Genomic DNA, 25,668 nt, shown 5'->3' with positions numbered 1-25,668 from the left:
GCGATCACTCCCTGCCGAGGATCTCGGCGGCGGCGTCGATGCCCTCGCGAGTGCCGATCATGATCAGGGTGTCCCCGCCGGCGAGCCGGAAGTCCGGCGCGGGGGACGGGATCGCCTCGGCGCGGCGCAGGACGGCCACGATGGAGACGCCCGTGTCGGTGCGCATCCGGGTCTCGCCGAGCACCCGGCCGTTCCAGTGCGAGATCGCGGAGAGCTCGATGCGTTCGGCGACCAGGCCGAGGTCGGTGGTGTGCAGGACGCTGGGGCTGTGGTGATCGGGCGTGAGCGCGTCGATCAGGGCGGCCGACTCGGCGGTGGTCAGACGCAGGGACTGGGCGCAGGCGTCGGGATCGTCGGTCCGGTAGACGTTCACCGTGCGCGCGCCGTCCCGGTGCGCGATGACGGACAGATGCTGGTGCTCACGCGTGGTGAGGTCGTATTGCACACCGATGCCGGGCAGCGGTGTGGTGCTCATCCGTGGAGCAGGCACAGCCCGTCCCCTTCCAGGTCTTCTCTTCGTTGCCGTCATGGGTGCCGGCATGCATGCGCACGGTTGATCCACACCCACGTCGCACATCGTGCCATCCCCCTGTGACGCCCCGGACGTGGGTGGTGTCACGGATGGACACCAAAACCGGCACGGATCTCCCATCACTCGTGACCGTTCCCGAGCAGGTCCGGACGGGTCCCGATCGGTGGGCGACGCCTCGTGACCGGACGGTGCCACTACCGCGCGGGGCGGCGGCGCGGGGCGGGTCGGTCCCGCGGGGCCGGCCGGCCCTGGGGTGCCGGTCGGTGCCGGGGGTCGGGTCGGTGCCGGGGGTCAGGTCGGTGCCGGTCGGCCGGTCGGTGCCGGTCGGCCCGGAACGGGGGGCCGATGGTCCTCCCTGTCCGGGGGCCGGGTGGGAGATCATGGAGACAACGAGACGAGGAGGCGCAATGAGCGGTCTGGTGGTCGTCGGGGTGGACGGTTCGGACTCGAGCCTGGCCGCGGTGGAGACGGCAGCCGAGGAGGCGAGGCGGCGCGGGGCCGGGCTCCACGTGGTCCACGCGTTCCTGTGGCCCGCGATGCACGTGCCCCTGGGTGCCCCGCCGGTGGGTCCCGCCGACGGCGGCCTCCAGGCGGTCGCCGACCGGCTGGTCGCCGACGCCGTGGAGCGCGCCCGGTCGGCGGCGCCGGACGTGGAGGTCTCGCACGCGGTGATCACCGGGGAGCCGCTCTCCGTGCTGGAGGCGCAGTCGCGCCGGGCGGACCTGGTGGTCGTGGGGTCCCGGGGCATGGGCGGCTTCGTCGGGCTGCTGGTCGGCTCGACGGCGGTGCACCTGGCGGCGCACGGCAAGTGCCCGGTCCTGGTGGTGCGCGAGCCGGGCACGCCGGACGGACCGGTCGTGGTCGGCGTCGACGGTTCGGCCGCCGGAGGCCGGGCGGTCGGCTTCGCCTTCGCCGAGGCGGCCCGGCGGGGCGCCGAACTGGTCGCGTTGCACGCCTGGACGACGTGGAACGCCCCGGCGCCCGCCCCGCAGGACTCCACGGAGCCGTACGCGAACGAACCGGGTGCACTGGCCGCGAACGAGGAACGGCTGCTCTCCGAGGCGCTGAGCGGGTACACCGAGCGGTACCCCGGGGTGAAGGTCCGGCACGAACTCGTCCGGGGAGGCAGCCGCGAGGCGCTCATCGAGGCGAGCCGGGGGGCCCGGCTCCTGGTGGTCGGGGCCCGCGGGCGGGGCGGATTCACCGGGCTGCTGCTGGGCTCGGTGAGCCAGGCGATGCTGCACCACGCCCACTGCCCGGTCGCCGTGGTCCGCGGCAACGACTGAGCGGCACGGACCGGGCGGCACGGACCGGGACGTCCGGCCCCTCCCCCGTCGTCCCGTGCGGCCAGGACGTGAGCCGCCCGCGCGTCACCGCGCCACCATGGGCCCTCAGGGGCCCGGCCCCGTCCGGCGGGACCGGGTATGGCGTGGGCCGCTCGTCCGTACGGAACGCGGTGACGCGGTGACCCGGTGACCCAGTGACGTGGGCCCGCTGCGTCCTCGTTCCGTCGACAACCCCCGCGGGCGGCCCGGCGGGGCGGCTCCGCGGACCGGGTGACGCGTAGGCGTGGCGCCGGACGGGTACCCCGCACGTACTGCCGGCGTCCGGACATCGGAGCACCCGTCGGCCGGTGCGGGCGGGACGGGGACGGGAGTGAGCGGTGAAGGACACGGTCATCGTCGGACTGGACGGGTCACCGTCCAGCCTCGCCGCGGTCGACGTCGCGGCCCGTGAGGCGCAACTGCGCGACGCCGAACTGCGCATCGTGCACGCCTTCCACCGCCTGGTGGACCTGGACCCGATGATCCACGGCGTCCTGGCCCGGGCCGAACGCCGCGCGTACGACCGCGCCCCGGGTCTGGAGATCGCCAGGACCGTCGCCCCCGGCGACACCCTCACGGTGCTGCAGAGCGAGTCGCGGCAGGCGGTACTGGCGGTGCTCGGCAGCCGGGGCCGGACCGGGTTCGGCGATCTGCTGCTGGGCTCGACGGTCGTGCAGCTCGCCGCTCACGGGCACTGCCCGGTCATGGTGGTCCGGGGCCGCCCGGACCCGCAGGGCCCGGTACTGCTGGCCGTGGACGGCTCCCCCGCCGGGGCCGCCGCCGCGCGGTTCGCCTTCGCCGAGGCGGCGATGCGCGAGGCCCCACTGGTGGCCCTGCACGTGTGGAACACCTGGAGTGAGCCGACGCCGTACGACGGGCCCGCCGACCCGCTCAACGTGCTGGTGGACCTCGACCAGCTGCGGGAGGTCCACCGCCGGCGCCTGGAGGAGGCGGTGGCTCCGTGGCGGGCCACGCATCCCCGTGTCGCCGTCGACCTCCGGCTGGAGCGGGGCCGCGTCCGGCACACGCTGCTGGAGGCCTGCCAGGACGCGCAGTTGGTGGTGGCGGGGGCTCGGGGGCACGGCGGATTCACCGGGATGCTGCTCGGCTCGGTCAGCCAGGCCCTCCTGCACCACGCCGACTGCCCGGTGGCGGTGGTCCGCGGCAAGGAGTGAGGTCCGGCCGGAGAGCACGCCGAGCACCGAGTCGTGCGGCAGACGCCGACCCGGGAGGGCGGTGAAGCGGGCCGACGCCGTTCACGAGTTCGGCCGGGACTCGGGAGGGTAAGGCGCGGGGCCTGGGCCGGGAAGGCACGAGACCCGAGCCGGGAAGCCACGAAACCCGACCCGGGAGGGCACGGAACCCGGGCCGGGACACTCATGAACTCGGCCGGAGCCGGCCCCGAACCGGGGCCGCGGTTGCGGCCCAGGCTTATACAGTGCGGCGGCACGTTCCGGGGGCGGCACGTCTGGCCCGGGCGCGGCCCTGCGGGGCGGCACGTCCCGCTCGGCGCGGCGTTCCTGGCGCGGACGGGTCCTCAACCAGGGCGGCGGTCCGTGGGCGGGGCGGTCGCGCCGGGGCGCAAGCCGTCACCCGAGGGCGGAGACCCCTGGGCGGGGCGGCGCTCCTGCGGGTCGGTCGTGCCCGGGGCGGGTGACAGGTCGGCTGCCACTCGGAATGCCCCGGCGCGCTCCCGTGCGCCCCCCTGGAGAAAGGTTTCGTCGCATCAGTTGGCCGGTTCGAGTGGGCAGGAAGAGGATTCGCGCCCCCTCCAAGGGGCCTTCGCCGCACTTCTTGTGTCGCCCGAGACAGGTGGTAGCCGATGAATCATCGCCCCGCGGGACACCCGCCCACGGTCTGGAAGACCGGCACTGCCCCCGGAATATTCCCGCCTCTCACGCATGGTATTGCCCTGTTCCGCCGTCCGCTGGAGTTCCTCGATTCCCTGTCCGCGCACGGCGACCTGGTGGAGATACGCCTCGGCCCGACCCGCGCGTGGGTGGTCTGCCATCCGCGGCTGGTCCACGAGATGCTGCGGGACGCCCGCACGTTCGACAAGGGCGGTCCCCTGTACACGCGGCTGCGGGGCCTGATGGGCGACGGCGTGGTCACCTGCCCGCACGCGGACCACCGCCGGCAGCGCCGTCTGCTGCAGCCCGCCTTCCGCCCGGCTCGGGTCGCCCGGCTCACCGGGCCGATGGGCGAGGAGGCGGAGGACCTGTGCCGCGCCTGGCGGGACGGCCAGGAGGTCGACGTCAGTGCGGCCATGATGACGGTGACGACCGGTGTGGTCAGCCGGGTGCTGTTCTCGGACGCGCTGGACCCGGCTCGTGCTGCCGAGGTGCGGGACTGCCTGTCCACGGTGGTGCGCGGCCTCTTCGTCCGCACGGTCGTGCCCGTGGACGCCTTCTTCCGTCTCCCCCTGCCGGGGCACCGCCGCTACACCCGGGCGGTCGCCCGGCTGCGGGCCGTCGTCGACGAGGTCGTGGCGCAGCGGAGGCGGACGGGCGGGGCCCGCGACGACGTCCTGGGCACCCTGCTCGCCGCAGCCGACGGCCCGGAGCCCGAGGTGACCGGCGGCGAGGTGCAGGACCAGCTCGTCTCCCTGCTGCTGACCGGCGCGGAGAGCGCGGCCCTGTGCCTGTCCTCCGCCTTCGGCTTCCTCGCCCTGCACCCGGAGGCCGAGCAGCGGATGCACGCGGAGGTCGACACGGTGCTCGCCGGGCGGGCGCGGCCCACCGCGGAGGACCTGCCCCGCCTGGTGTACACCCGGTCCGTCGTCGACGAGTCCCTGCGGCTCGCGCCACCGGGCTGGCTGTTCACCCGGCTGACCACCCGGGAGGTCGAGTTCGGCGGACGCCGGCTGCCCGCCGGGACGACCGTGCTGTACAGCCCGTACCTGCTGCACCACGCACCCGAGTCGTTCCCCGACCCGGAGCGCTTCCTGCCCGAGCGGTGGCGGCGGGGCGGCCCCGACGGGCCGTTCAGCCCGATGGTCCCGTTCGCCGCGGGAAGCCGTAAGTGCCTCGGGGACACCTTCGCCCTCGCCCAGGCCACGGTGACGCTGGCGACGGTCGCCCGGCACTGGCGGCTGCGCCACCGGCCGGGCCCGGTCCCGCCGTTGCGGCCCGCGGTCACGCTGGGGCCGCGGGCCCTGGTCATGCGCTGCGAACGGCGCCCGGAGCAGCCCGGCCCGGTTCCCGCCGGCACGGCGGCCGGGGCCGCGACGGCCGTCCCGCGTGCCCGCGCCTGCCCGCCCCCCGCGGTGCGGGTCCCCCGAGAGGCAGGTGACGCCGGTGGCCACGACGCCTGAGCTGGCCGTGACGCCCGAGGGGACCACGAGGACGGGATCCAGTCTCCTGGACCTGATCGACGCCCACCTGTACATGCCGTTCCCCGACGCCCGCAGCCCGTACGAACGGGACGTCGCGGAGGGGGTGGACACATGGCTGCGGGACACCGGCCTCGCGGCGGAGCCGGGCGTGACGGAGATGATCGTCCGCACCCGGCCGGCCGACCTGGCCTCGCGCAACAGCCCGGACATGGACGTCGAGTTGCTGCACATCGTGGCCCGGCAGATCGCCTACCAGTTCGTGTTCGACGACCTCGCGGAGGAGGTCGGCCGGTGCCGGCCCGGCCGGCTGCTGCCCCTGCTGCACGAGAGCGTCGCCGTGCTGCGGGACGACGCCTCCCCCGGCACTCCGCTGGGTGCGGCCCTCGCCGATCTGCTCCGGCAGGTCCGCGAGCGGTGCACCCCGGCACAGGCGGCCCGGTGGGCCTGGAAGAGCCGCGAATACGTCCACGGCCTGCTCCACGAAGCGGTGGCGCAGGCCCACACCCCTCCGGCCGGGGCCCGGTTGTGCACCTCCATCCGGGCGCTCACCGCGGGGGTCGAACCCTTCCATCCCCTGTGCGAGGCCGCCCAGCCCCGGGAACTGACCGGGGCCGAACTGCACGACCCGGTGATGCGCCGGCTGACCCGGCTGTCGGCCGACGCCGCCGTGTGGATACCCGACCTGTACTCCGCGGTGAAGGAGCGGCAGGCGGGTGAGCTGATCAACCTGGCCCTCGTCCACCAACGCGCGAACGGCTGCTCCCTGCCGACGGCGATACTGATGTCGATCCGTCAGATCAACGCGGTTATCCGGGAGTTCGAGGAGCTGTTCGAGGAGATCAGACCGCGCCTGAGCCCTTCGGCCGTCGGCTATGCGGAAGGGATGGCCGGCTGGATCCGTGGGTGCTACCACTGGTCCAGAACCGTCCCGCGGTACGCGGACACGGCCGAGGCGTCGGCTCTCCCCTGAGCCGGGCCGCTCCCGCGTCGCCCCCTGCCCATTCGCGCCTTCCTACCCCGGCGGGGCGCACATCAACCCACCGCCGACCGTGATTCACCCGTACTCGTCCCTCCGGCCCCGGACACCCTCCCGGGGCCGGGCGGGCGGCGTACGCTCTCCTGCCACCCCGGCCGAACGACAGGAAGCGGTACGGCACATGGCGAACGAGCTGCGGCACCAGCCCACCGAGCCGAGGCCGTTGTTCGAACGCCACCGGGAACTGGAGGCCGTCGAACGGGCGCTGGCCGCCCTGCGGGACACCGGTGACCAGGTGCCGCACGGCGGGCTGCTGACCTTCACGGGCCGGGGCGGGATGGGTAAGACGACCCTGCTCAACCGGACCCGCGACCTCGCCGCCGAACACGGCGTGACCGTGCTCTCGGGCAGCGGCGGGGCGGGCGGACAGGAGCTGGCGTTCCGTGTGGTGCGACGGCTCCTGCAACCCGCGCTGGCCTCGATGTCCGAGTCCGAACTGCGCGCCTTCCTCGGCAGTTGGTACGACATCGTCGGCGCCGCCCTCGGTCTGGAGGCCGGGCACGCCACGCACGTCCCGGACCCGACCGGCGTCCGCGACGGCCTCGACTGGGTCGTCACGCGCCTGGCCGTGCAGCGGGCCCCGCTGGTGCTGCTGCTGGACGACCTGCACTGGGCGGACGCCGAATCGCTCGGCTGGCTCATCTCCTTCGCCCCACGGGTGGCGGACCTGCCCCTGCTCATCGTCCTCGCCTACCGTCCCGAGGAGCTGCCGCCGGAGGCGGAACCGCTGCGCGCCCTCGCTGGCAGTCTCGGCGGACGCCCGTTCGAGCTCGCTCCGCTCACCGCGGGGAGCGTGGCCCGGATCGTGCGCGGCGAGGTCGGGGACGAGGCCGAGGACGCGTTCTGCGAGGCGTGCTGGGCCGTGACCGGGGGCAGCCCGTTCGAGGCCGTGGAACTGGCGATCCAGTTGGGCGAGCGCAATCTGAAGGGCACCCGGCAGGACCTGCGGGCGATGCGGGACCTCGCCGCGGCCATCGAGGGCCCCGGGCTGATGGACCGCCTGCACGCCATGGGCACCACCACGGTCCGCTTCGCCTACGCGGCGGCCGTGCTGGGCGAGTCCGTCTCGCAGGAACTCGCCGCCGCCCTCGCCGTCGTCGGCAGCGAGGCCGCCGCCGAGGCCACCGACCGGCTGCGCGCGGGCCGGATCCTGGCCGAGGACGACGGCAGCGGCGACGGCCTGGGCTTCGTCCACCCCCTGATCGCCACCACCATCTACCGTGCCATCCCCACCGGGCTGCGCGTCGGCCTGCACAACAGCGCCGCCGAGGCGATCCGCGCGGCCGGCTTCGGCCCGGCGGCCGCCGCACGGCACCTGCTGGAGGTGCCCTGCGAAGGCCGTCCGGAGGCGGTCGCGTGCCTGCGCGAGGCCGCCCGCGAGTACACCCGGGCCGGGGCGCCCGAGGCCGCACGACGCCTGCTGACCCGGGCCCTGCAGGAGCCGCCCCCGCCGGAGGAACGCGCCGCGCTGCTGCACGAGCTGGCCTGCTCGACGTTCCTGATCAAGCCCACCGCCACCGTCGCCCACTTACGGGAGGCCCTCACGGAGCCGGGAGTGGAACCGGAGCTGCGGGCCTCCCTCGTGTACCGGCTCACCCAGGCGCTGGCCCACACCGACCGGATGGCCGAGGCCGCCACGGTCGCCGCCGAGGAGGCACGACGGGCCCGCCACCCCCGCATCCGGCTGCGGATGCAGGCCGACGCGTTCGTCTGGAGCGCCTTCCGCACCGACGAGCCCGATCCGGCCGCCCGTTCCCGCCGGCTCGCCCGGCTGGCCGCCAGGGTGACCGGCCGCGGGCTGGAGGAACGGTACATCCTGGGCCTGCGCGCCTGGGACGCGGTGGTGTGCGGCGAGCCCCGCACGACGGCGCTCGGCCACGCCGAGGAGGCACTGCGGGGCGGGATGAGCTGGACCGACGAGAACCGGGGTTTCGAGGTGCCGGTCTCGGTGGCCCTGGTGTTCATGTACTGCGACCAGCCCCGGCGGGCCGAGGAACTCTTCGCCCAGGGCATGGCCGAATGCGAGGAGAAGGGCTGGCGTGGCTCCCACCTGGCCCTCGGACAGGCCCTGGCCGGATACATCCGCTACCGGCGGGGCTGCCTCGCCGAGGCGGAGAACCTGGTCCGCGAGGGACTGCGCATCGCCGACCGGGTCGAGGGCGCGGTGCCCGCGCAGTGGTTCGCCGTCGGCATCCTGATCCAGACACTGCTGGCCCGGGGCCGCCCGGCGGCGGCCCGCCGGCTCGCCGACCGCTACCGCTTCGGCTCCCTCGTCCCCAATGCCGTCATCTACCCCGACCCGCGCACCGTGTACGCCGAACTGCTGCTGGCGGAGGGCCGCCAGGACGAGGCCGCCGCCCTGCTGTCGGAGGTCGGGGAGTGGCTGGACCGGCGCGACTGGCGCAATCCCGCCTGGTGCTCCTGGCAGTCGGGGCTCGCCCGGGCCCTCGCCCGCAGCGCCCCCGATCTGTCCGTCCGGCACGCGCGGGACGCCGTGAAACGCGCCCGGGACTTCGGCGCCGCCTCGGCGATCGGGCGGGCGGTGCACACCCTGGCCGAGGTGACGGGAGGACCTGCCTCCCTCGACCTGTACGCGGAGGCCGTGGACCACCTGGAGCGCTCCCCCGCCGCCTACGACCTGGCCCACGCCCTGGTCGCACACGGGGCCGCCCTGTCCCGGAACGGACGGCTCCAGGAGGCCGCCGACCGGCTCTACCAAGGCTTGGAGGGAGCGGTGCACTGCGGGGCGGAGGCGCTGGCCGTCCGGGCCCGCGACGAACTGGCCGCCGCCGGACTCCGCCCGCTCCCCTTACGGTACGGACAGACCGACACCCTCACGGCCCCCGAACGCAAGGCCGCGGAACTCGCCGCGCGGGGCGTCACCGCGACCGAGATGGCCGGGGACCTGCACCTCACCGAACAGGGCGTACGGCACCTGCTCTCCTCCGTCTACCGCAAGATCGGCACCGACGCCTCGGGGCTCGCGACAGCACTCAAGTCCTTCCCCCGGCCGCGGTGTTGAGCCCACCGAGCACCGGAGGGCGGCGGCACGGCGGCGGACGGGGCCGACGGGGCGTGGCGGAGGCTGACGGGGTGTAGGAGGTGTTCGGCGGGGTCGGCGGTGTTCGGCGGTGTCGGAGGCGTCCTACTCCGAGGGCCCGTCGCACGCGTCCGACCTCTCGACCCGCTCGGTGAAGGAGACGATCAGACGCTTCATGGCGTCGGCGTCCTCATGGTCGGTGTCGAAGACCTGGAACCCCGTATAGAGCTCCTGACCGTACTTCTCGTCGACGCACCCCTTCGTCTTGCCGAACCCTTGGGTGCCGGAGTACACGAACCTGCCGTTCTCCGCACTCGCCTCCATCTCCCGCAGCGTCTGGCCGCGGAGGAAATGGGCAGTGTCCCGGCCTCCCTGCCACCAGGTCTGGACCGTCCTGACGGCAAGTTTTCCGTCGACGGAGACATCGCACCATGCCGTCCCCGGGCTGACGTCGGGCTCGACCGCGATTCTCCTCCCCGGCGGAAGAAACGGGGTGAGTTCTTCGGCGTCGACACGTGTGCCGCAGAAGGTACTGGGGACGGAGTAGTCCCTGGAGCCGTCATCGGATCCGCATGCCACGGCGGTGAGCACCAGGACGGGTAGAAGGACAGTGGTGGCCCGGGACGACAACCTCACGCCGGGGGACCGTCGCACGCATCCGACCTCTCGACGCTCTCGGTGAAGGAGACAATCAGACGCTTCATGGCGTCGGCGTCCTCATGGTCGGAGGCGTACGCCTGGAACCCGGTGTACAGCTCCTGACCGTACTTCTCGTCGACACATGCCTTCGTCTTGCCGAACCCTTGGGTGCCGGAGAACACGAACCTGCCGTTCTCCGCGCTCTCCGTCACTTCCTCGAGGGTCTGGCTGCGCAGGAAGTACGCGGTGTCCCGGCCTCCCTGCCACCATTTCTGGACCGTTCTGACAGCGAGTGTTCCGTCGACCCGGAGATCGCACCAGGTCGACGAGGGCCTGACCTGTGGGGTGACCGTGAGTTGCTTGCCCGGAGGCAGAAAGGGCGTGAGTTCCTCGGCGTCGACACTGGTACCGCAGAGGGTGCTCGGCACGGCGTAGTCCCTGGTCTTCTCCTCCGCACCGCACGCCGTGGCCATGAGAACTGCGACGAATCCCAGAACCGTGGCGGTGAATCCGACACCGGAGCGCCTCGCGGGGGACGGGCCGGAACGCGACCGCGTCGGAGTGACGCCTGCGGCAGACCGCTCGGATGCCGATGGACCGCACGGCCTCCGGCCCGACGATCCGGTCACGAGGTCGTCCTGCTTCCCGGGGTACGGCCGTCGACGATCGACTGCGCGTTGTAGTAGCCCTGCTCGCCGCTCTCCCGGGCCCACGTCTCCGCGTCGCCCGCGTCGACCATGCCGTGCGCTTCCGCGGCCAGCCGGGCCGCCTGGCCCGACCGATTTCCGTTGTTCTCCCAGCCCGTCTGCCACAACTCGCCGCGCGCGTCCTGCGAGTCCTCCAACTCCGTGCTCTCGAAGTCCTGGAAGACCGATTCCAGGACCGTGCCCGTGACCGTGGTGGTCGTGCCCCCCACGACGGCCCCGACCCACGGCGTCGCGACGAAGGACGTGCCGACGCCGACCGCCGTGCCCAGCCCGCCGGAGATGCTGCTCTTGAGCAGATCCATCGAATTCTTGTACTCCTCGTCCTTCTCCTTGCCTGCGGCTGCCAGTTCCTCCTGGCGGCCCAGGGCGAGGACGCCGGAGACCTCGCCGGACTTCTCGGCGATGCGCCGCACCACGCCCTCGGTGTCGTCGTCCACGACGAGGCTGTCGGGCAGGCCGGGGTTCAGGTGGTACTCCATCAGCTGGCTCATGTAGGCCTTCTGTCCGACCTCCACGGCCGCGTAGCCGTCCGGGCTCTGCCCCACCGCGAAAAGGAGCTTCGTGACGTCCCGGGGTTCGAGCACGGCCTCCTGCCCCTGGATCGGGAACATCCTCTGCGCCCGTTCCCACGACGTCGAGTCGGGATCGGTCCGGTCGGGTCCGTCGAAGGAGCGGTTGATGTCTGGGAGGTACTCGGAGGTGATCTGCCCGATGCTGTCGACCATGTGGCCGTGCTCCGAGAGGCGCTTGTCCGGGTCCTCGCCGATGGACGCCACCAGGCGCTCCATGAGGCGGGCCTGCTCGGCGGTGTGGTGGGGTGTGTCCGCTGTCGGCAGTTCACCGGCCGGATGGCCCGTGGTGGCCGCCTCCAGGGCCATCGCGAGGTTGTTCCGTCCGGCGATGCTCTCCTCGTGCTCGGAGTCGAAGTCGGCGGGCCAGTGACGTTCCTCGAAGAGGTAGTCGAAGTTGGTCAGTGACCTCCTGACCTCCTTGCCGTCCTTCGTCCCGGTGAAGTCGTGGTCCTCCTCCTCGGTGAGGAAGGTGTCGTTGAAGAAGGTGGTCGCGGCCCCGGGGTTGTTGGCCAGGGCCTTGAGGTAACCCGTCATCGGGTCCCAACCGGTGTCCGTTCCGGTGTGGTTGAGCGTCGCGTCGGGTCCCAGCCGCTGCCATGCGCCGTGCCGCCCGTTGCCGGTGAACTTCTTCTCCGTGGCCATCAGCCGGTCGCCGTAGCGGTTGAGGAAGGCGTCGTCGTAGTCTCCCCAGCGCATCAGGTTGCTCATCACCTGTCCGCCCAGCGGGAACCCGCCGCCCCTGCCCAGGGGTTGATCCACCAGGGCCACCATGCCGCCCTTCCACGAGGTCATCGCGGCGCTGTCGCTGTGGGTGGCGGTGGCGAGGGTGAGGCCGAGGTGCTTCTGGAGATCGTCGAACTGTTCGCGGCGGTCCATGCGCAGCTCCCGCCCGGTGTGGGGGTCGGTCACGCCCGCCCACAGGTCGAGGGTGCCGCGTGGTCCGAGGGTGGTGGCGAAGCTCTCGGCGAAGAGCGGGTCGGCAGAGTACTTCTCGAGCCCTGCGGCGAGCCGGTCGAAGTCGGCGGTGGAGAGGTCCTCCGGGTCCTTCCTGGCGAGCGCCGCGAGTTCGTCCGCTGCCCCGAGCGCTTCGGCCGCGGTGTCGCGGTCCCGGTAGGCGGCGTCGCCGAACCCGTGGTCGGTCTGGTCGGCCAGGGCTCTGAGCACCTTGGCGGCGGACGCGTCGCTCTCGGTGGCGCGGTCGAGGATGCCCTGGATCTCGTCACGCAGGGCGGTGACGTCGCCCGGGGTGTGGGAGGGCGGGGTATGACCCGCGGCGGCGCGGTCGGGGTGGACGTTCATGGTGACGGTGAACCCACCGTCACCGGTGCCGCGCACGGTCAGGTTCTTCTTGAGCGCCCGGTCGAGGGCTTCCGTCAACCGGGTGTGGTACTGCCGCAGTTCACCGGCGGTGTCCTTGAGGACGCCGTGGACGGAGGTGGCCTGGGTGTGCGCGTCCCTGATCTCGCCCGCCGTCCTGCTGATGAACGCCTTGGTGACCCGTGAGTTCTCACCGGCCCAGTTCGCCCGGTTGGCCGCGCGGTGCAGGCCCTTCTCGGCGTCCTCGGCGAGGGTGCTGAGGTTGCGGACCACGAGCGAGAAGTCCTCCACGGCGTCGTCGAGCAGCTTGAGGTTGGCGTGGCGCAGCGTCTCGAAATCCATGTCCCGGGTCCCGTCCGCTACTTCTTCTTGTCGCCGTAGATCGCGTTCTCGGCCCCGGCGGGACCGACCCGCTCGTCGAAGCCCGCGTCGAGGACGTCGATGCTGCTCATCTGCCGTCGGATGTAGTCCTCGTCACCGTTGTGGATCTTCTTGGTGACCTGCATGTGGTTGGCGATGTGGGCGCAGGCGTCGAGGACCGTGCCGAGCTGCCGGGACCAGCGGTTCGACACGTGCTGTAGGGCCGGCCCCAGTGCGAATCCCTGGGTGCTCAGATCGCTCGCCGCGCCGTCGACGCTCGTGTGGTCCAGACGGGCCTGGTCCCAGAGCTGGTTGTAGAGCGTGTGGGCGTGGCTGCCGATCCTGGCGAGGTCCGGCTGGTTGACGTTGAGGTCACCGGTGGTGCTGGGAGCAGCCGGGCCGGCCCCGGGTTCGAGCCGGTTGAGCCGCGTCCCCGTCTGGCCGCCGGGCCTGCCGTCCCTCGCTTCGGACTTCAACCGGTCCCACTCGTCCCATGCCACCGAACTTCCCCCTGCCCTCGTGGTCGACGTCGACGGGCCACCGCACGGGCCCGGGGCGGCAGCCTAGTGAGGGCCCCCGGGGCCCGGGGGATGCTGCATGAAGTCTTCACAGAGGACGACCCCCGCCCCGCACATCGGGGCCGGGAAGTGGGGCGGGCGACGTGTGCGGATGTCAGCGGGGGCCGGATGCCGGCCGAGATCGGATGGCATCGGGGGCGCTCACTGGGCGCGGTGTCGTGGAGGCCGCTCCTCGCACGTGGTGGGGCTCCGGTCCGACTGTGGCGGTGCCCGGACGGGACGAACCACCGGATGGAGCGGCTGTGACCGTTCGAGAGGGCCTCTCGTTCGGTGCGGCCGGACGCCGCTTCCACGGTGACGCCCGACGCGGCACTATCCGAGGAACGACAGCCGCACCTGACGTTCGGCATTGTCCTTGTTCGTGTCGACCAGGCACACCGACTGCCAGGTGCCCAGTTCGAGCCGTCCGCCGACCACCGGGAGCGTGGCGTGGGGCGGGACGATGGCGGGCAGGACGTGGTCGCGGCCGTGGCCGGGGCTGCCGTGCCGGTGCTGCCAGCGGTCGTCGGCGGGGAGCAGGGTGTGCAGGGCGGCGAGCAGGTCGTCGTCGCTGCCGGCTCCGGTCTCGATGACCGCGACCCCGGCGGTGGCGTGGGGTACGAAGATGTTGAGCAGCCCGTCGCGGCCGGCCGCGGCGTCCCGCAGGAACGCCTCGCAGTCGCCTGTGAGGTCGACGACCCGCTCCTCGGAGCCGGTGGACACGGTCAGGACTCGGGTGGTGAAAGTGGCGGACATGTTCTCCATCCTGACCCATGGACGGCTGCGTACTCCGCAATCGCGGCACGGTTCTCGGCGTGGCAGCGGGCGGGATCGGGGAGTGGCGGGGGGCGGTGCCGGACGGATCGGGTCAGTGGCCGGACCGGGACGAGCGCCGGGCCGGGAACGAGCGTGGGGCCGGGCACGAGCGTCGGGCCGGTGGGTGTCCCTGCCGGGAAGATCCACGCCCGGCGCAGCGTTAGTAGAAATGTGAACGATATACGTGAGGTCGAGGTCGTCGTCATCGGCGCCGGGCAGGCAGGGCTGGCCGGCGCCTATCACCTGCGGCGCACCGGCTTCGAGCCGGAGCGCGACTTCGTGGTGCTGGACCACTCCCCCGGCCCGGGCGGTGCCTGGCAGTTCCGGTGGCCCTCGCTGACGTACGGCAAGGTGCACGGCATGCACGCACTGCCGGGCATGGAGCTCACGGACGCCGATCCGGAGCGGCCGTCGTCCGAGGTCATCACGGAGTACTTCGACCGCTACGAGCACACCTTCGGCCTGCGGGTGCGGCGTCCGGTGGACGTCCGGGCCGTGCGGGAGGGGCCGGACGGACGGCTGCTGGTCGAGACGTCGGACGGCACCTGGTCGACCCGGGCGCTGATCAACGCCACCGGGACCTGGGACCGTCCGTTCTGGCCGCGCTACCCGGGCCAGGAGACGTTCCGGGGCCGCCAGTTGCACACGGCCCAGTACCCGGGGCCGGAGCCGTTCGCAGGGCTGCGGGTGGTCGTCGTCGGCGGGGGCGCTTCGGGCACCCAGCACCTCCTGGAGATCGCGCCCCTCGCGGCGGAGACCACCTGGGTGACGCGGCGGCCGCCGGTGTTCGTCGAGGGTCCCTTCGACGAGGAGGCGGGGCGTGCCGCCGTCGCCCTCGTGGAGGAGCGGGTGCGGCAGGGTCTGCCGCCGCGCAGTGTCGTGTCCGTGACGGGGCTCCCACTGAACGACGCGATCCGCCAGGGCCTGGCCGACGGCGTGCTGGACCGGCAGCCCATGTTCGACCGGATCACACCGGACGGCGTCGTCTGGGCGGACGGGCGGCGGGTGCCGGCCGACGTCATCCTGTGGGCGACCGGGTTCCGTCCCGCGGTCGAGCACCTGGCCCCCTTGCGACTGCGGGAGCCGGGCGGCGGTATCCGCGTCGAGGGGACCCGGGCGGTCGCCGACCCCCGCATCCACCTGGTCGGCTACGGCCCGTCCGCCAGCACCGTGGGCGCCAACCGGGCCGGGCGCGCTGCCGTGCGGGACATCCGGCGGCTGCTGGAACGGGAGCGGGTCGCGGCCTGACGTCCGTCGGGCGCATGCCGGAAACGGGAGCCGTTCACGGCCCGGACGCTCGTGGACGACCGCGCGGAACAAGAGCCGTGCACGTCCCACGGCCTGACCGCCGGGCACCCGCCGGACGGCCGCAGAACGACCGCTGGGCACTCGCCGGACGACCGCCGGAAGCAGGAGCCGGTCGCGGCCCGACCGGCTCCGACGGCCGGCCCGCTGCTCAGCCCTTCTTCTGCTCGGCCGCCTTCTTCTGTTCGGCGTTGAACTCGGCGACGTTGCGCTGGTGTTCCGCGTAGTCGGCGGTGAAGCGGGTCTCACCGGGCCGGACGGTGACGAAGTACAGCCAGTCCCCCGGCGTGGGATTGATCGCGGCGCGCACCGCCTCCTCCCCCGGGTTGTCGATCGGCGTGGGGGGCAGCCCCATGCGCTCGTAGGAGTTGTAGGGACTGTCGATCTTGAGGTCGGTCGCCGTGGTGCGCAGTGAGGACCGGTTGAGGGCGTAGTTGATGGTGGAATCCATCTGCAGCGGCATCCCGCGCTCCAGCCGGTTGAAGATCACTCGGGCCACCTTGCCCATGTCCGCTTCGGTGGCCGCCTCCGCCTGGACGATGCTGGCGATGGTGACCGCCTGGTAGACGTTCATCGCGTTGCGCTGGGCGCCGGCGGCGACGGGGGCGCCGTTGAACTTCTTGTTGGCCGTGTCGACCATCGTGGACAGCAGCTTCTCCGGGGTGGCGTTCTCGCCCAGCGGATAGGTGGCCGGGAAGAGGTAGCCCTCCGGGTTCCCCTCGGCCTCCTCCGGGAGGCTGAGCTTCGCCTTCGGCAGCGCCTTGCGCGTCGTGCCGGCGGGGAGGGCGAGGGCCTTGTCGACGGCCGCGTACACCTGGCTCGCGCGCCGGCCCTCCGGGATCACCAGGGTCGTGGGCCGGGACTCCCCGTCGTCGCCCAGGGTCAGCAGCGGCACCGCCACGGCGGTGCCGGCCACGACGGCCCCGGTCACGACAAGGGCGAGACGGCCCCGGCGCGTCAGTCGGATCGTGCTCCGTGGCGGAGTGTTCGTCTGCATGCGGGCACGGTAACCCGCGAAACTCCGCAAACCTGGCATATCGTCATCTTGTCGGCTCCAGTTGGGCATCCCGGCGTACCAGGGCGGCGTAGCGCCCGTCCCGCTCCAGGAGTTCGCGGTGGGTGCCGCGCTCGACGACACGTCCGGCGTCGAGCACCACGATCTGGTCGGCGCCCCGGACGGTGGACAGCCGGTGGGCGATGGTGAGCGTGGTGCGGTCGGCCGACAGCGCGTCGATGGCCTTCTGCACGGCGGCCTCGGTGCGGGTGTCGAGGGCGCTGGTGGCCTCGTCGAGGACCAGCACGGGCGGATCGCGCAGGATGGTGCGCGCGATGGCGAGGCGCTGCTTCTCTCCGCCGGAGAACCGGTGGCCCCGCTCGCCGACGATCGTGTCGTACCCGTCGGGCAGGGCCGCGATGTGGTCGTGGATCTGGGCGGCCTCGGCGGCGGCACGCAGCTCCTCGTCGGTGGCGTCCGGCTTGGCGAAGCGGAGGTTGTCGGCGACCGAGGCGTGGAAGAGGTACGTCTCCTGGGAGACCACGCCGACCGCGCGGGCCAGCGTGTCGAAGTCGAGGTCGCGGACGTCGACCCCGTCGAGGGTGACCCGGCCACCCGTCACGTCGTACAGCCGGGGCACGAGGTGGCCGAGCGTGGACTTGCCCGCCCCGGTGGAACCGACGACGGCGAGGCCGGAGCCCGCGGGGACGGTGATGTCGATGCCGTCGAGCACCGGGCCGCCCTTGCCGTCGTAGCCGAAGGTGACGTTCTCGAAGCGGACCTCGCCCTTGACGCGGTCGAGGCGGACCGGGTCCTCGCGCTCGGTGATGTCGACGGGGAGGTCGAGGTACTCGAAGATGCGCTGGAAGAGCGCGAGCGAGGTCTGGATCTGCACGCCGGTGGACAGCAGACTGACGGCCGGCCGGAACAGGCCCTGCTGGAGCGAGACGAAGGCGACGATGGTGCCGATCGACACCTGCGGTCCCCCGGTCTGCAGCGCGATGCCCGCGGTCCAGTAGATGACGGCGGGCATGGCGGCCATGACGATGGTGATGACGGCCATGCGCCAGCGGCCGGCCATGTTCGACCGCACCTCCAGGTCCACCAGCCGCTCGGACTCCTCCGAGAAGGCCCGGGTCAGGGAGTCGGAACGCCCCATGGTGCGGCCCAGCAGGATGCCACTGACGGAGAGCGACTCGGTGACCGTGGCGGCCATCGCCGCCATCTGCTTCTGGCGCCGCGTGGTGATCTTCCGGCGCTCGTCGCCGACCCGGCGGCTGATCCACACGAACAGCGGCAGCAGCACCAGGGTGACCACGGTCAGCCGCCAGTCGAGGGCGAGCATCGCGACGACCGTGGCGACCACGCTGGTCACGTTGGACACCAGCGAGGTGGCGGTGGACGTCACGGTGGCCTGCATGCCGCCGATGTCGTTGGCGATGCGCGACTGCACCTCGCCGGTGCGGGTGCGGGTGAAGAAGGCGAGCGACATCCGCTGCAGCCGCCCGTAGACGGCCGTGCGCAGGTCGTGCATGACCCGCTGGCCTACCGTCGTGGAGATCAGCGTCTGCAGCACGCCGAAGACGCTGGTGAGGACGGCGCCGGCGATCATGCCGAGGGCGAGCAGACTGAGCAGTCCGGTGCGGCCCTCGGGAAGGGCCACGTCGAGGATCGCCTTCAGCAGGAACGGGGTGGCGACCGAGACCAGCGACGCCGCCCCGACCAGCAGGCCGACGACGGCGAGACGACCCCGGTAGGGCCGGAACAGCCGCAGGATGCGGCGCACCTGCCGGGGTTGCCGGTCACCGTCGGCGGGCGGGGTCCAGGCGGGCTGGTGGTCGGGGTGCATGGTCTCCTTCCCCCGTCTCTCTCCTTCGGCGGGTGGCCGTCCTGGTCGCTCACGCGGCCGGGTCACCGGACCCGTTCATTGTTACCACGTTCATTGTTACCTGCATTCACAATGAACGACGTCCTGATAATGTTCCCGTATGACCACCCCCGACCCCGACGGCCGGCTGGCCGAGCAGTTGCTGCGGCTCACCCGTCGGGTCCACCGCATCCAGAAACGCCATCTGGAGCGGCGCGAGGTCGGCGTCACGCCGGCCCAGTCCCGGCTGCTGCGGACGCTCGCCCACTACGACTCCCCGCCGCGGATGGCCGACCTGGCCGAGCGGCTGGAAGTGGTGCCCCGGGCGGTCACGACGCTGGTCGACGGGCTGGAGGCCGCCGGCAAGGCGCGACGGGTGCCCGATCCGGCCAATCGCCGGGTGATCCGCATCGAACTCACCGACGCGGGCCGGGCCGCGCTGCGCGAACTGCACACGGCCCGCCGGGCCGCCGCCGAGGAGATCCTGGCGCCGCTGGACGACGAGCAGCGCGCGGTCCTCGGCCACCTGCTGGACACCCTGGTCGACGGAACCGTCCCCCCACCCTGCCACGACGCCGCGGGCTGACCGCCGCCCGCGCCCCGAGGGAGCAGGGCACGGGGAATCGCCGGTTCCGGACGGTGGCGCGGAAAACCGCTTGCCCCGCCACACGCAGCGGGGTCAACCTGTCACGGTTTGCTGCCGCCCTCCCCGGACGGCGCACGCCTCCTGTCCACCGCGACCGACGCACGTCCGGTCGCCTCACCCGCACCCCACGCCCCCAGCCGCACGCGCACGCGTGGTTCACGCCGGTCGCACCGGCGTGCCGCCTCCCCGCGACGCACCGCAAGCAGCCCGGCCGCCGACCGCCGCCCCGCCCCGCCCCGCCCCGAGACGAGCCACTGACGACGTCATGCAGATCCAAGACCTTCCGTATCGCGATCCCGGTGTGCCCGACGCACGCTCGGGACCCCGCTTCCTGTGGTGGCTCTTCCGCAACCAACTGGCCGGGCAGGTGAAGGCCCTCGCCTGGGGGCTGATGCACTTCGCCGCCGTGGCCTCGCTGCCGTTCGGTGTCGGCCTCGCCGTCCAGGCCGCCGTCGACCGCTCGGGCGCCGGGCTCGCACGGGCGGGCGGCCTGCTGGCGCTGGCCGGAATCGGCCTGGCGATCGGCGACACCTTCCTGCACCGGGCCGCCGTCACCAATTGGATCACCGCCGCCGCCCGTGTCCAGCAGCTGCTGGCGCGCAGGACCACGCACCTCGGCGCCGCCCTCACCCGGCGCGTCGCGGCCGGAGAAGTGGTCGCGGTGTCCACGGGCGACGTCGAGAAGATCGGCTGGTTCGTGGAGGCGCTGTCCCGGTTCACCGCGGCGGCCGTGACGATCGTGGCCGTCTGCGCCGGCCTGGTCGTCCACCAGCCGGCGCTCGGCCTCGTCGTCGCCGTCGGACTGCCGGTCATGGCGCTGGCGGTACTGCCGCTGCTTCCCCACGCCACCCGGCGGGCCGACGTCCAGCGGGAGAAGTCCGGCCGGGCCACCGAGCTCGCCTCGGACACCGTGGCCGGACTGCGCGTGCTGCGCGGCATCGGCGGCGAGGAGCTGTTCCTCGACCGCTACCGCCGCGCCTCCCAGGAGGTCCGGCACGCCGCCGTGCGCAGTGCGCGGATGTGGTCGCTGATCGCCGCGGTCCAGGTGTTGCTGCCCGGGCTGCTGCTGATCGCCGTCGTCCTGTACGGCGTCCACCTGGCCCGCCAGGGGCGCCTGGCCGTCGGCGAACTGATCACCGTGTACAGCTCCGTGATGCTCCTGGCGTACCCGATGCGCCACTTCGAGGAGATCGCCATGGCCTACTCCTTCTCCCGGCCGTCGGCCGACCGTGCGGCGCGGGTGCTGTCCCTCCAGCGGCCCACCGACACCACGGGGACACGGCCGGCCGAGTCCCCGTCCGGTGACCTGTACGACCCGGAGACCGGGCTGCTCGCGCCACAGGGCCTGCTGACGGCCGTGGTGTGCGGGGATCCGGACGCCGCGGGACGGCTGGCCGAACGGCTGGGCGGCCACGCCGCGCAGGAGGGTGCCCCGGTCCTGCTGGGCGGGGTCCCCCTCGACGACCTGCCCCTGGACGCGGCGCGGGCCGCCGTCCTGGTCCAGGACAAGGACCCGGTGCTGCTCTCGGGGAGCCTGCGGGACCTCCTCGACGTGCCGGCGTCCGGCCGGGTCGCGCCGTCGGCGGCTCTGGACGCGGCGCAGTGCGCGGACGTGCTGGCGGCCCTGACGCAGGGATCGCACGGCGTCGAGGATCCGTCGGAGACGCGCATCACCGAGCGCGGACGGTCCCTGTCGGGCGGCCAGCGGCAGCGGCTCGCGCTGGCCCGCTCCCTGGTCGCCGACCCGGAGGTGCTCGTACTGGACGAGCCGACGTCGGCCGTGGACTCGCACACCGAGGCCCGGGTCGCCCGGGGCGTGCGCAGCCTGCGATCCGGGCGCACCACCGTGGTGTTCACCTCCTCGCCGCTGCTGCTGGACCGGGCGGACCGGGTGGTGTTCCTGCACGACGGGGCCGTCATCGCCTCGGGCCGCCACCGCGAACTGCTCGGCACCGAGCCCCGGTACCGGGCCGTGGTCACACGGGAGACCGGGCACGAATCGGGGCACGAAACGGACCCCGATGCGCGGGCCGGGACGCTGGACCCGGACGCGGCCGACGTCACCGCCCGCGGCGCCGGGTCGGCCGGTCGGCCGGTGGGTCCACGGGGGGAGGCCGGCGGGGCCGGGGTCAAGCGTGCGGAGGCCGGCGTTGCCGAGGTGGAGCGCGCGGAGACCGTCCGGAGCGGGGGCGGGAGCGGGAGCGAGGGCGGGACCAGGAGCGGGAGCGGGAGCGGGGGCGTCGATGTGGAGCGGCTGCGTCCGGACCGGCTGCGCGAACCGCACGGGCCGGAGGAACGGGAAGAGATCGAGGAGACGGCATGATCGGCGTCGCGCCCCCCGCCCACGACCCGGCGGCTCCAACCGCGGCGGGCACCCTGCCGGTGGGTGCCAGGGCCACCGTCCGCGCCTACGTGGGCGAGCTGCTGCGCCGGCACCGGCGGGCCTTCGCGGCACTGATCACCGTGAACACGGTCGCCGTCCTCGCCTCCATGGTGGGGCCCTACCTCCTGGGGCGGCTCGTCGAGCACGTCCCGGACCCCGACCTCGACCCGCACCTGGAACGCACCGCCGCGCTGTTCGTGACGGCGCTGCTGGTGCAGGCGTTCTTCGTCCGGCAGGTGCGGTTGCGCGGGGCGGTGCTCGGCGAACGGATGCTGGCCGATCTGCGCGAGGACTTCCTCGTACGGTCCGTCGGCCTGCCGCCCGGGGTGCTCGAACGGGCCGGCACCGGCGACCTGCTGTCCCGGATCACCACCGACATCGACCGGCTCGGCAACGCCATGCGCGAGGCCGTGCCGCAGCTGGCGATCGGCGTGGTGTGGGCGGTGCTGTTGCTGGGCGGCCTGGTCGTCACGGCGCCCGAACTGGCACCGGCCGTCCTGTTGGCCGTGCCGCTGCTGGTGGCGGGCTGCCGCTGGTACTTCCGGCGCGCACCGGCCGCGTACCGTTCCGAGGCCGCCGGGTACGCCGCCGTGGCCGCGGCGCTCACCGAGACGGTGGACGCGGGGCGGACCGTCGAGGCGCACCGCCTCGGGGAGCGGCGGGTCGCGCTGTCGGACCAGCGGGTCAGGGAGTGGACCGCGTGGGAGCGCTACACCCTCTGGCTGCGGTCGGTGCTCTTCCCCGTGGTCAGCCTCACCCACGTGACCGTGCTCGCCTCCGTCCTGATGATCGGCGGGGTGTTCGTGCTGTGGGGCTGGATCGGTGTGGGCCAGCTGACGACGGGCGCGCTCATCGCGCAGATGCTGGTGGACCCGGTCGGGCTGATCCTGCGGTGGTACGACGAGCTGCAGGTCGCCCAGGTGTCGCTGGCCCGGCTGGTCGGCGTACGGGACATCGAGCCCGCTGCCGGCGACGCCGGGCTCGTCCCCCAGGGACGTCACGTCAGCGCGGACCGGGTGCGCTTCGGGTACCGGGAGGGCGTCGACGTGCTGCGCAAGGTCTCCCTGGAGGTGCCGCCGGGCACGAGGCTGGCGCTGGTCGGCCCGTCGGGCGCCGGCAAGTCCACGCTGGGCCGGCTGCTGGCGGGGATCTACGCGCCCCGGGCCGGTCGGGTCACTCTCGGCAGCGCCGAGCTGGCCGGAATGACCGCCGAGCGAGTCCGGACGCACGTGGCACTCGTCAACCAGGAGCACCACGTCTTCGTGGGGTCGCTGCGCGACAACCTGCGGCTGGCCCGCGCCGGTGCCGGGGACGCGGAGCTGTGGGCGGCGCTCGGCGCGGTGGACGCGGACGGCTGGGCCCGTGCGCTGGACGACGGCCTGGACACCGAGGTCGGCTCGGGCGGGTCGGCGCTCACGCCCGCCCAGGCCCAGCAGATCGCGCTGGCGCGGCTGGTGCTGGCGGATCCGCACACCCTGGTGCTGGACGAGGCGACGTCGCTGCTCGACCCGCGCGCGGCCCGGCACCTGGAACGGTCCCTGGCCCGGGTCCTGGACGGCCGGACGGTGATCGCCATCGCGCACCGCCTGCACACCGCCCACGACGCGGACGTCATCGCCGTGGTGGAGGACGGCCGGATCAGTGAGCTGGGCAGCCATGACGAGCTGGTCGCGGCGGACGGCGCGTACGCGGCGCTGTGGCGGTCCTGGCACGGGTGACCGCCCGGGGCGGGGGCTCTGCGGGGCCGCGACGGTCCAGGACGGGACCGCGACGTTCCGGGGCAGGGACACTCCGGGGCAGGGACGCTCCGGGCAGCGGTCCCGGCCTGAGGAGCCGGGACCGGGAAGGCCGGCGCCGGGAGGGGTCCGGGGTGAGCCCCCGGGTCTGGCCGAGGGGGCGGAGCCCCGGGAGGCGGCCCGGACCGAGGGTGGGCGGTACCCAGGATCCCTGGCCGCGCATACCGCGGCACACGTCGGCCGGCCCGGCGGCACCGCACGCCGGGTGACACTGCCGCTGGGCGTTGCGCGGTCCCCGGAACCGGGTGAGGCGACAGCCGGCATGGCGCGGCCCCGGCGCGGGGCAGGTCGCGGCTGGCGTTGCGGGGTCCCGGAGCGGGGTGAAGGCTGGAGGCAGGAGTCGGGCACCGGCTCGGGGAGCACGCACCCGGGATCCCGGCGGATCCGGGAAGGGTGGCACCGGTGTCCCGTACGAGGGCGGTCCGGCGCGGGCCGCGGCGGGAACGCGGGCGGCCCGTCCCCACCCCTGGAGGTACCCGTGAAAAGCGCCGAAGGATGGGGAGACGACGTCTACCAGCCGGACGCGTCCGACATTCAGGACGACGCCGGACTCCTCGACGCCGAGGACACCTTGATGGACGACGGTGTCGACGACCCCCTGGACCGTGGCTGGTCACCGCCCGAGCGGCCCTGGGCCGTGGAGCAGAGCGGCGTGACGGCGGGGGAACGCCGCCGGGGCGAGACCCTCGACCAACGGCTCGCCGAGGAACTGCCGGAACCGACCGCTCCCGGCGGTGACGGTCTCGGTGACTGGGAGGACGGCGACGGGGAACTCCTGGACGACGAGGTCGGCGCGGTCCGCTCCGGCCGGCTGGTGGCCCCCGACGAAGGGGCCCACGAGGACGAGGAGGAGGCTCTGGTCGCCATGGACGTCGGCATCGACGGCGCGGCCGCTTCCGCCGAGGAGGCCGCCATGCACATCGTGGACGAGGACACCCTGCCCGGCTGATCCTCCCCCGGTTCCGGCCATCCCCCGGTTCCGTCCCTCCGACGGTCACCACCTGTCGGCCGCACGTCGACCGCTCGCTTCGTACCCGTACCGCCCGGACCGGCCGAGCGCCCGTCCGCGACGCCCGAGGAGCATCCATGCAGCAGGACAAGCACCCCGACTACCACCCCGTCGTCTTCCGCGACCGGGCCGCCGGGTACGCCTTCCTGACCCGGTCGACCGCGACCAGCGAGCAGACCATCGACTGGGACGACGGTCAGACCTATCCGGTGGTGGACGTGGAGATCTCCTCGGAGAGCCACCCCTTCTACACCGGCAAGGCCAGGACGGTGGACACGGAAGGGCGCGTCGCCGCCTTCGAGCGCCGCTACGGCGGCGGCCAAGGCACCGGCTGAGCGGCGCCCCGACCTTCCGCGTGAGCCCGGTACGGCCCCGTTCCGCGTGAGCCCGGCCGACCCCGTTCCACATGAGCCCGGTCCACCCGGTTCCGCATGGCGCGGGTACGGCCCGGTTCCGCGTGGGGCCGGTACGGCCCCGGGCCGTTCCGGTGGGCCGCAGGCCGTTCCGGTGGGCCGCGGGGCGCCGGCCGCGGCCCGTGACGAGTCCGTGGCCTTCAGGCGCGCGGGGCCCGGGGCGGCCGGGGAGCGCCGGATGGCGTCGGGGCCGGCCGGGGCGTCAGATGAAGTTGAGTGCCGCCGCGCCGCCCACACCGCCGAGCAGCATGAACGCGGGCATCAGCACCTTCAGCTCCACCCAGCTGCCGGCCCGGAACCTGAGTGCCTTGGGCGGACCGATCGGGTACCACCGCTTGCGGCCCACGGGTATGGGCCACAGGATCGGGCAGCCCGAGACGGTGAGCGCGTCGCCGATGTCGTGCACGAGCGCGCCGAGCACGATCGGCAGGCCGAGCCACAGGTACTCCTGGCCGGGTGCCGTGAACAGCCAGTCGGAGCCGTTGCCCGGCTGGTCCAGGATGCCCGCGATGATCCACGCGCTGGTCCCGGCCAGCAGCCACACCAGGACGTCGCTGCTGGAGCCGCGGGTGGCCCGCCACAGCAGGCCCTCGATGGCCAGCACCATGTGCACGAACAGGATCGCCAGCACCGCCCAGCGCCCGCCGTAGATCGCCAGGGCCGAGGTGCCGGTGCCGATCAGGACGGCCCACAGCCAGGTGTGGGTGAGGGTCCGGTGGCCACCGGTTCGACGGGGGTCGCCCTGTTTCTTCGTCGCTTTGTAGACCGCGAAGGAGAGTTTGTCGACGATCTCGCAGAGCCATCGCGACAGCGGTCCGAACGACCGCGAGATGGTGGCCGCCTTGTGGTCGAGGTCGGGGGCGAGTGCGGCTCCCGCGCAGATCAGCGCACCGGCCAGCAGCACCGGCCAGGGCATGGGCTTCCCGGCGGCGGCGGTGGCCGCGCCGACGCCGAGCCAGGCGGCGGCGCCCGACAGTGAGTGTGCTGGTCCCATCATCGCCGTGGCCCGCCCCATTTCTT

20 protein-coding genes are annotated in these 25,668 nt (G+C 73.4%); 11 read left to right on the top strand and 9 right to left on the bottom strand.

Going from position 1 to position 25,668, the window contains the following annotated elements:
- Window positions 1-4: 4 nt before the first annotated feature.
- On the bottom strand, window positions 5-490 hold the full coding sequence (locus tag AB0F01_RS23950; RefSeq protein WP_362099298.1) for a TrkA C-terminal domain-containing protein: 486 nt from the start codon (window positions 488-490) through the stop codon (window positions 5-7).
- A gap of 449 nt (window positions 491-939) precedes the next feature.
- On the opposite strand from AB0F01_RS23950, the gene AB0F01_RS23945 reads away from it, so the two are divergent.
- The 5 genes from AB0F01_RS23945 to AB0F01_RS23925 all read left to right on the top strand — a co-directional run bounded on the left by AB0F01_RS23945 (window position 940) and on the right by AB0F01_RS23925 (window position 9,249).
- Window positions 940-1,818: a universal stress protein gene (locus AB0F01_RS23945; RefSeq protein WP_362099295.1), complete on the top strand. Its 879-nt coding sequence runs from the start codon at window positions 940-942 to the stop codon at window positions 1,816-1,818.
- 377 nt (window positions 1,819-2,195) lie between these two features.
- A complete protein-coding gene (locus AB0F01_RS23940; protein WP_362099293.1) occupies window positions 2,196-3,032 on the top strand; it encodes a universal stress protein in 837 nt (278 codons plus the stop codon).
- A gap of 647 nt (window positions 3,033-3,679) precedes the next feature.
- Complete coding sequence (locus tag AB0F01_RS23935) at window positions 3,680-5,170, top strand: cytochrome P450 (protein WP_362099290.1); 1,491 nt, start codon at window positions 3,680-3,682, stop codon at window positions 5,168-5,170.
- The gene (locus AB0F01_RS23930) at window positions 5,154-6,161 is read left to right on the top strand and encodes a sesquiterpene cyclase (protein ID WP_362099287.1); all 1,008 of its coding nucleotides are present in this window, start codon (window positions 5,154-5,156) and stop codon (window positions 6,159-6,161) included. The genes AB0F01_RS23935 and AB0F01_RS23930 overlap by 17 nt, the downstream gene beginning before the upstream one ends.
- Before the next feature lie 187 nt (window positions 6,162-6,348).
- Complete coding sequence (locus AB0F01_RS23925; protein ID WP_362099285.1) at window positions 6,349-9,249, top strand: AAA family ATPase; 2,901 nt, start codon at window positions 6,349-6,351, stop codon at window positions 9,247-9,249.
- A gap of 123 nt (window positions 9,250-9,372) precedes the next feature.
- Here the strand turns inward: AB0F01_RS23925 and AB0F01_RS23920 are convergent, their stop codons facing one another.
- The 5 genes from AB0F01_RS23920 to AB0F01_RS23900 form a co-directional block, all read right to left on the bottom strand.
- The gene (locus AB0F01_RS23920) at window positions 9,373-9,858 is read right to left on the bottom strand and encodes a hypothetical protein (RefSeq protein ID WP_362099282.1); all 486 of its coding nucleotides are present in this window, start codon (window positions 9,856-9,858) and stop codon (window positions 9,373-9,375) included.
- 41 nt (window positions 9,859-9,899) lie between these two features.
- Complete coding sequence (locus AB0F01_RS23915; protein ID WP_362099279.1) at window positions 9,900-10,334, bottom strand: hypothetical protein; 435 nt, start codon at window positions 10,332-10,334, stop codon at window positions 9,900-9,902.
- A 197-nt stretch (window positions 10,335-10,531) separates the two neighbouring features.
- Window positions 10,532-12,844 carry a DUF6571 family protein gene (locus tag AB0F01_RS23910; protein ID WP_362099276.1) on the bottom strand — a complete coding sequence of 771 codons (2,313 nt, stop codon included), beginning with the start codon at window positions 12,842-12,844 and terminating at the stop codon, window positions 10,532-10,534.
- 17 nt (window positions 12,845-12,861) lie between these two features.
- A complete protein-coding gene (locus AB0F01_RS23905; protein WP_362099273.1) occupies window positions 12,862-13,362 on the bottom strand; it encodes a hypothetical protein in 501 nt (166 codons plus the stop codon).
- Between the two features lie 390 nt (window positions 13,363-13,752).
- Window positions 13,753-14,175 carry a YjbQ family protein gene (locus AB0F01_RS23900; protein WP_362099270.1) on the bottom strand — a complete coding sequence of 141 codons (423 nt, stop codon included), beginning with the start codon at window positions 14,173-14,175 and terminating at the stop codon, window positions 13,753-13,755.
- A gap of 231 nt (window positions 14,176-14,406) precedes the next feature.
- Between AB0F01_RS23900 and AB0F01_RS23895 the strand changes: the two genes are divergently transcribed.
- Window positions 14,407-15,483 carry an NAD(P)-binding domain-containing protein gene (locus AB0F01_RS23895; RefSeq protein WP_362099267.1) on the top strand — a complete coding sequence of 359 codons (1,077 nt, stop codon included), beginning with the start codon at window positions 14,407-14,409 and terminating at the stop codon, window positions 15,481-15,483.
- Between the two features lie 208 nt (window positions 15,484-15,691).
- Here the strand turns inward: AB0F01_RS23895 and mltG are convergent, their stop codons facing one another.
- Together mltG and AB0F01_RS23885 are read right to left on the bottom strand one after the other, a co-directional pair.
- Entirely contained in the window at window positions 15,692-16,537 is an 846-nt protein-coding gene (mltG, locus tag AB0F01_RS23890) for an endolytic transglycosylase MltG (protein WP_362099264.1), read from the bottom strand.
- A 43-nt stretch (window positions 16,538-16,580) separates the two neighbouring features.
- The gene (locus AB0F01_RS23885; RefSeq protein ID WP_362099261.1) at window positions 16,581-18,383 is read right to left on the bottom strand and encodes an ABC transporter ATP-binding protein; all 1,803 of its coding nucleotides are present in this window, start codon (window positions 18,381-18,383) and stop codon (window positions 16,581-16,583) included.
- A 139-nt stretch (window positions 18,384-18,522) separates the two neighbouring features.
- Between AB0F01_RS23885 and AB0F01_RS23880 the strand changes: the two genes are divergently transcribed.
- From AB0F01_RS23880 to AB0F01_RS23860, 5 genes are all read left to right on the top strand, one after another.
- A complete protein-coding gene (locus tag AB0F01_RS23880; protein WP_362099258.1) occupies window positions 18,523-18,987 on the top strand; it encodes a MarR family transcriptional regulator in 465 nt (154 codons plus the stop codon).
- 325 nt (window positions 18,988-19,312) lie between these two features.
- Complete coding sequence (locus AB0F01_RS23875; protein ID WP_362099255.1) at window positions 19,313-21,370, top strand: ABC transporter ATP-binding protein; 2,058 nt, start codon at window positions 19,313-19,315, stop codon at window positions 21,368-21,370.
- A complete protein-coding gene (locus tag AB0F01_RS23870) occupies window positions 21,367-23,148 on the top strand; it encodes an ABC transporter ATP-binding protein (RefSeq protein ID WP_362099252.1) in 1,782 nt (593 codons plus the stop codon). Before AB0F01_RS23875 ends, AB0F01_RS23870 begins: the two co-directional genes overlap by 4 nt.
- 556 nt (window positions 23,149-23,704) lie before the next feature.
- Entirely contained in the window at window positions 23,705-24,175 is a 471-nt protein-coding gene (locus tag AB0F01_RS23865) for a DUF5709 domain-containing protein (RefSeq protein WP_362099250.1), read from the top strand.
- Between the two features lie 137 nt (window positions 24,176-24,312).
- Window positions 24,313-24,570 (top strand): type B 50S ribosomal protein L31, encoded by a 258-nt coding sequence (locus AB0F01_RS23860; protein WP_362099248.1) that lies wholly within the window; start codon window positions 24,313-24,315, stop codon window positions 24,568-24,570.
- 280 nt (window positions 24,571-24,850) lie between these two features.
- Here AB0F01_RS23860 and AB0F01_RS23855 read toward each other — a convergent pair whose 3' ends face one another.
- Window positions 24,851-25,645: a metal-dependent hydrolase gene (locus AB0F01_RS23855; RefSeq protein ID WP_362099245.1), complete on the bottom strand. Its 795-nt coding sequence runs from the start codon at window positions 25,643-25,645 to the stop codon at window positions 24,851-24,853.
- Between the last annotated feature and the right edge of the window lie 23 nt (window positions 25,646-25,668).

Source organism: Streptomyces sp. NPDC029526 (assembly GCF_040637405.1).
In the GTDB taxonomy this organism is placed as follows: domain Bacteria; phylum Actinomycetota; class Actinomycetes; order Streptomycetales; family Streptomycetaceae; genus Streptomyces.
The sequence above is the reverse complement of the archived record's forward strand: the minus strand, read 5'-3'. Positions and strand labels throughout refer to the sequence as shown.

Coding starts and splice junctions, on each gene's coding strand:
- AB0F01_RS23945 (WP_362099295.1), top strand. CDS start 940: ATGAGCGGTCTGGTGGTCGTCGGGGTGGACGGTTCGGACTCGAGCCTG.
- AB0F01_RS23935 (WP_362099290.1), top strand. CDS start 3,680: ATGAATCATCGCCCCGCGGGACACCCGCCCACGGTCTGGAAGACCGGC.
- AB0F01_RS23925 (WP_362099285.1), top strand. CDS start 6,349: ATGGCGAACGAGCTGCGGCACCAGCCCACCGAGCCGAGGCCGTTGTTC.
- AB0F01_RS23910 (WP_362099276.1), bottom strand. CDS start 12,844: ATGGATTTCGAGACGCTGCGCCACGCCAACCTCAAGCTGCTCGACGAC.
- AB0F01_RS23900 (WP_362099270.1), bottom strand. CDS start 14,175: ATGTCCGCCACTTTCACCACCCGAGTCCTGACCGTGTCCACCGGCTCC.
- mltG (WP_362099264.1), bottom strand. CDS start 16,537: ATGCAGACGAACACTCCGCCACGGAGCACGATCCGACTGACGCGCCGG.
- AB0F01_RS23885 (WP_362099261.1), bottom strand. CDS start 18,383: ATGCACCCCGACCACCAGCCCGCCTGGACCCCGCCCGCCGACGGTGAC.
- AB0F01_RS23880 (WP_362099258.1), top strand. CDS start 18,523: ATGACCACCCCCGACCCCGACGGCCGGCTGGCCGAGCAGTTGCTGCGG.
- AB0F01_RS23875 (WP_362099255.1), top strand. CDS start 19,313: ATGCAGATCCAAGACCTTCCGTATCGCGATCCCGGTGTGCCCGACGCA.
- AB0F01_RS23870 (WP_362099252.1), top strand. CDS start 21,367: ATGATCGGCGTCGCGCCCCCCGCCCACGACCCGGCGGCTCCAACCGCG.
- AB0F01_RS23860 (WP_362099248.1), top strand. CDS start 24,313: ATGCAGCAGGACAAGCACCCCGACTACCACCCCGTCGTCTTCCGCGAC.
- AB0F01_RS23855 (WP_362099245.1), bottom strand. CDS start 25,645: ATGATGGGACCAGCACACTCACTGTCGGGCGCCGCCGCCTGGCTCGGC.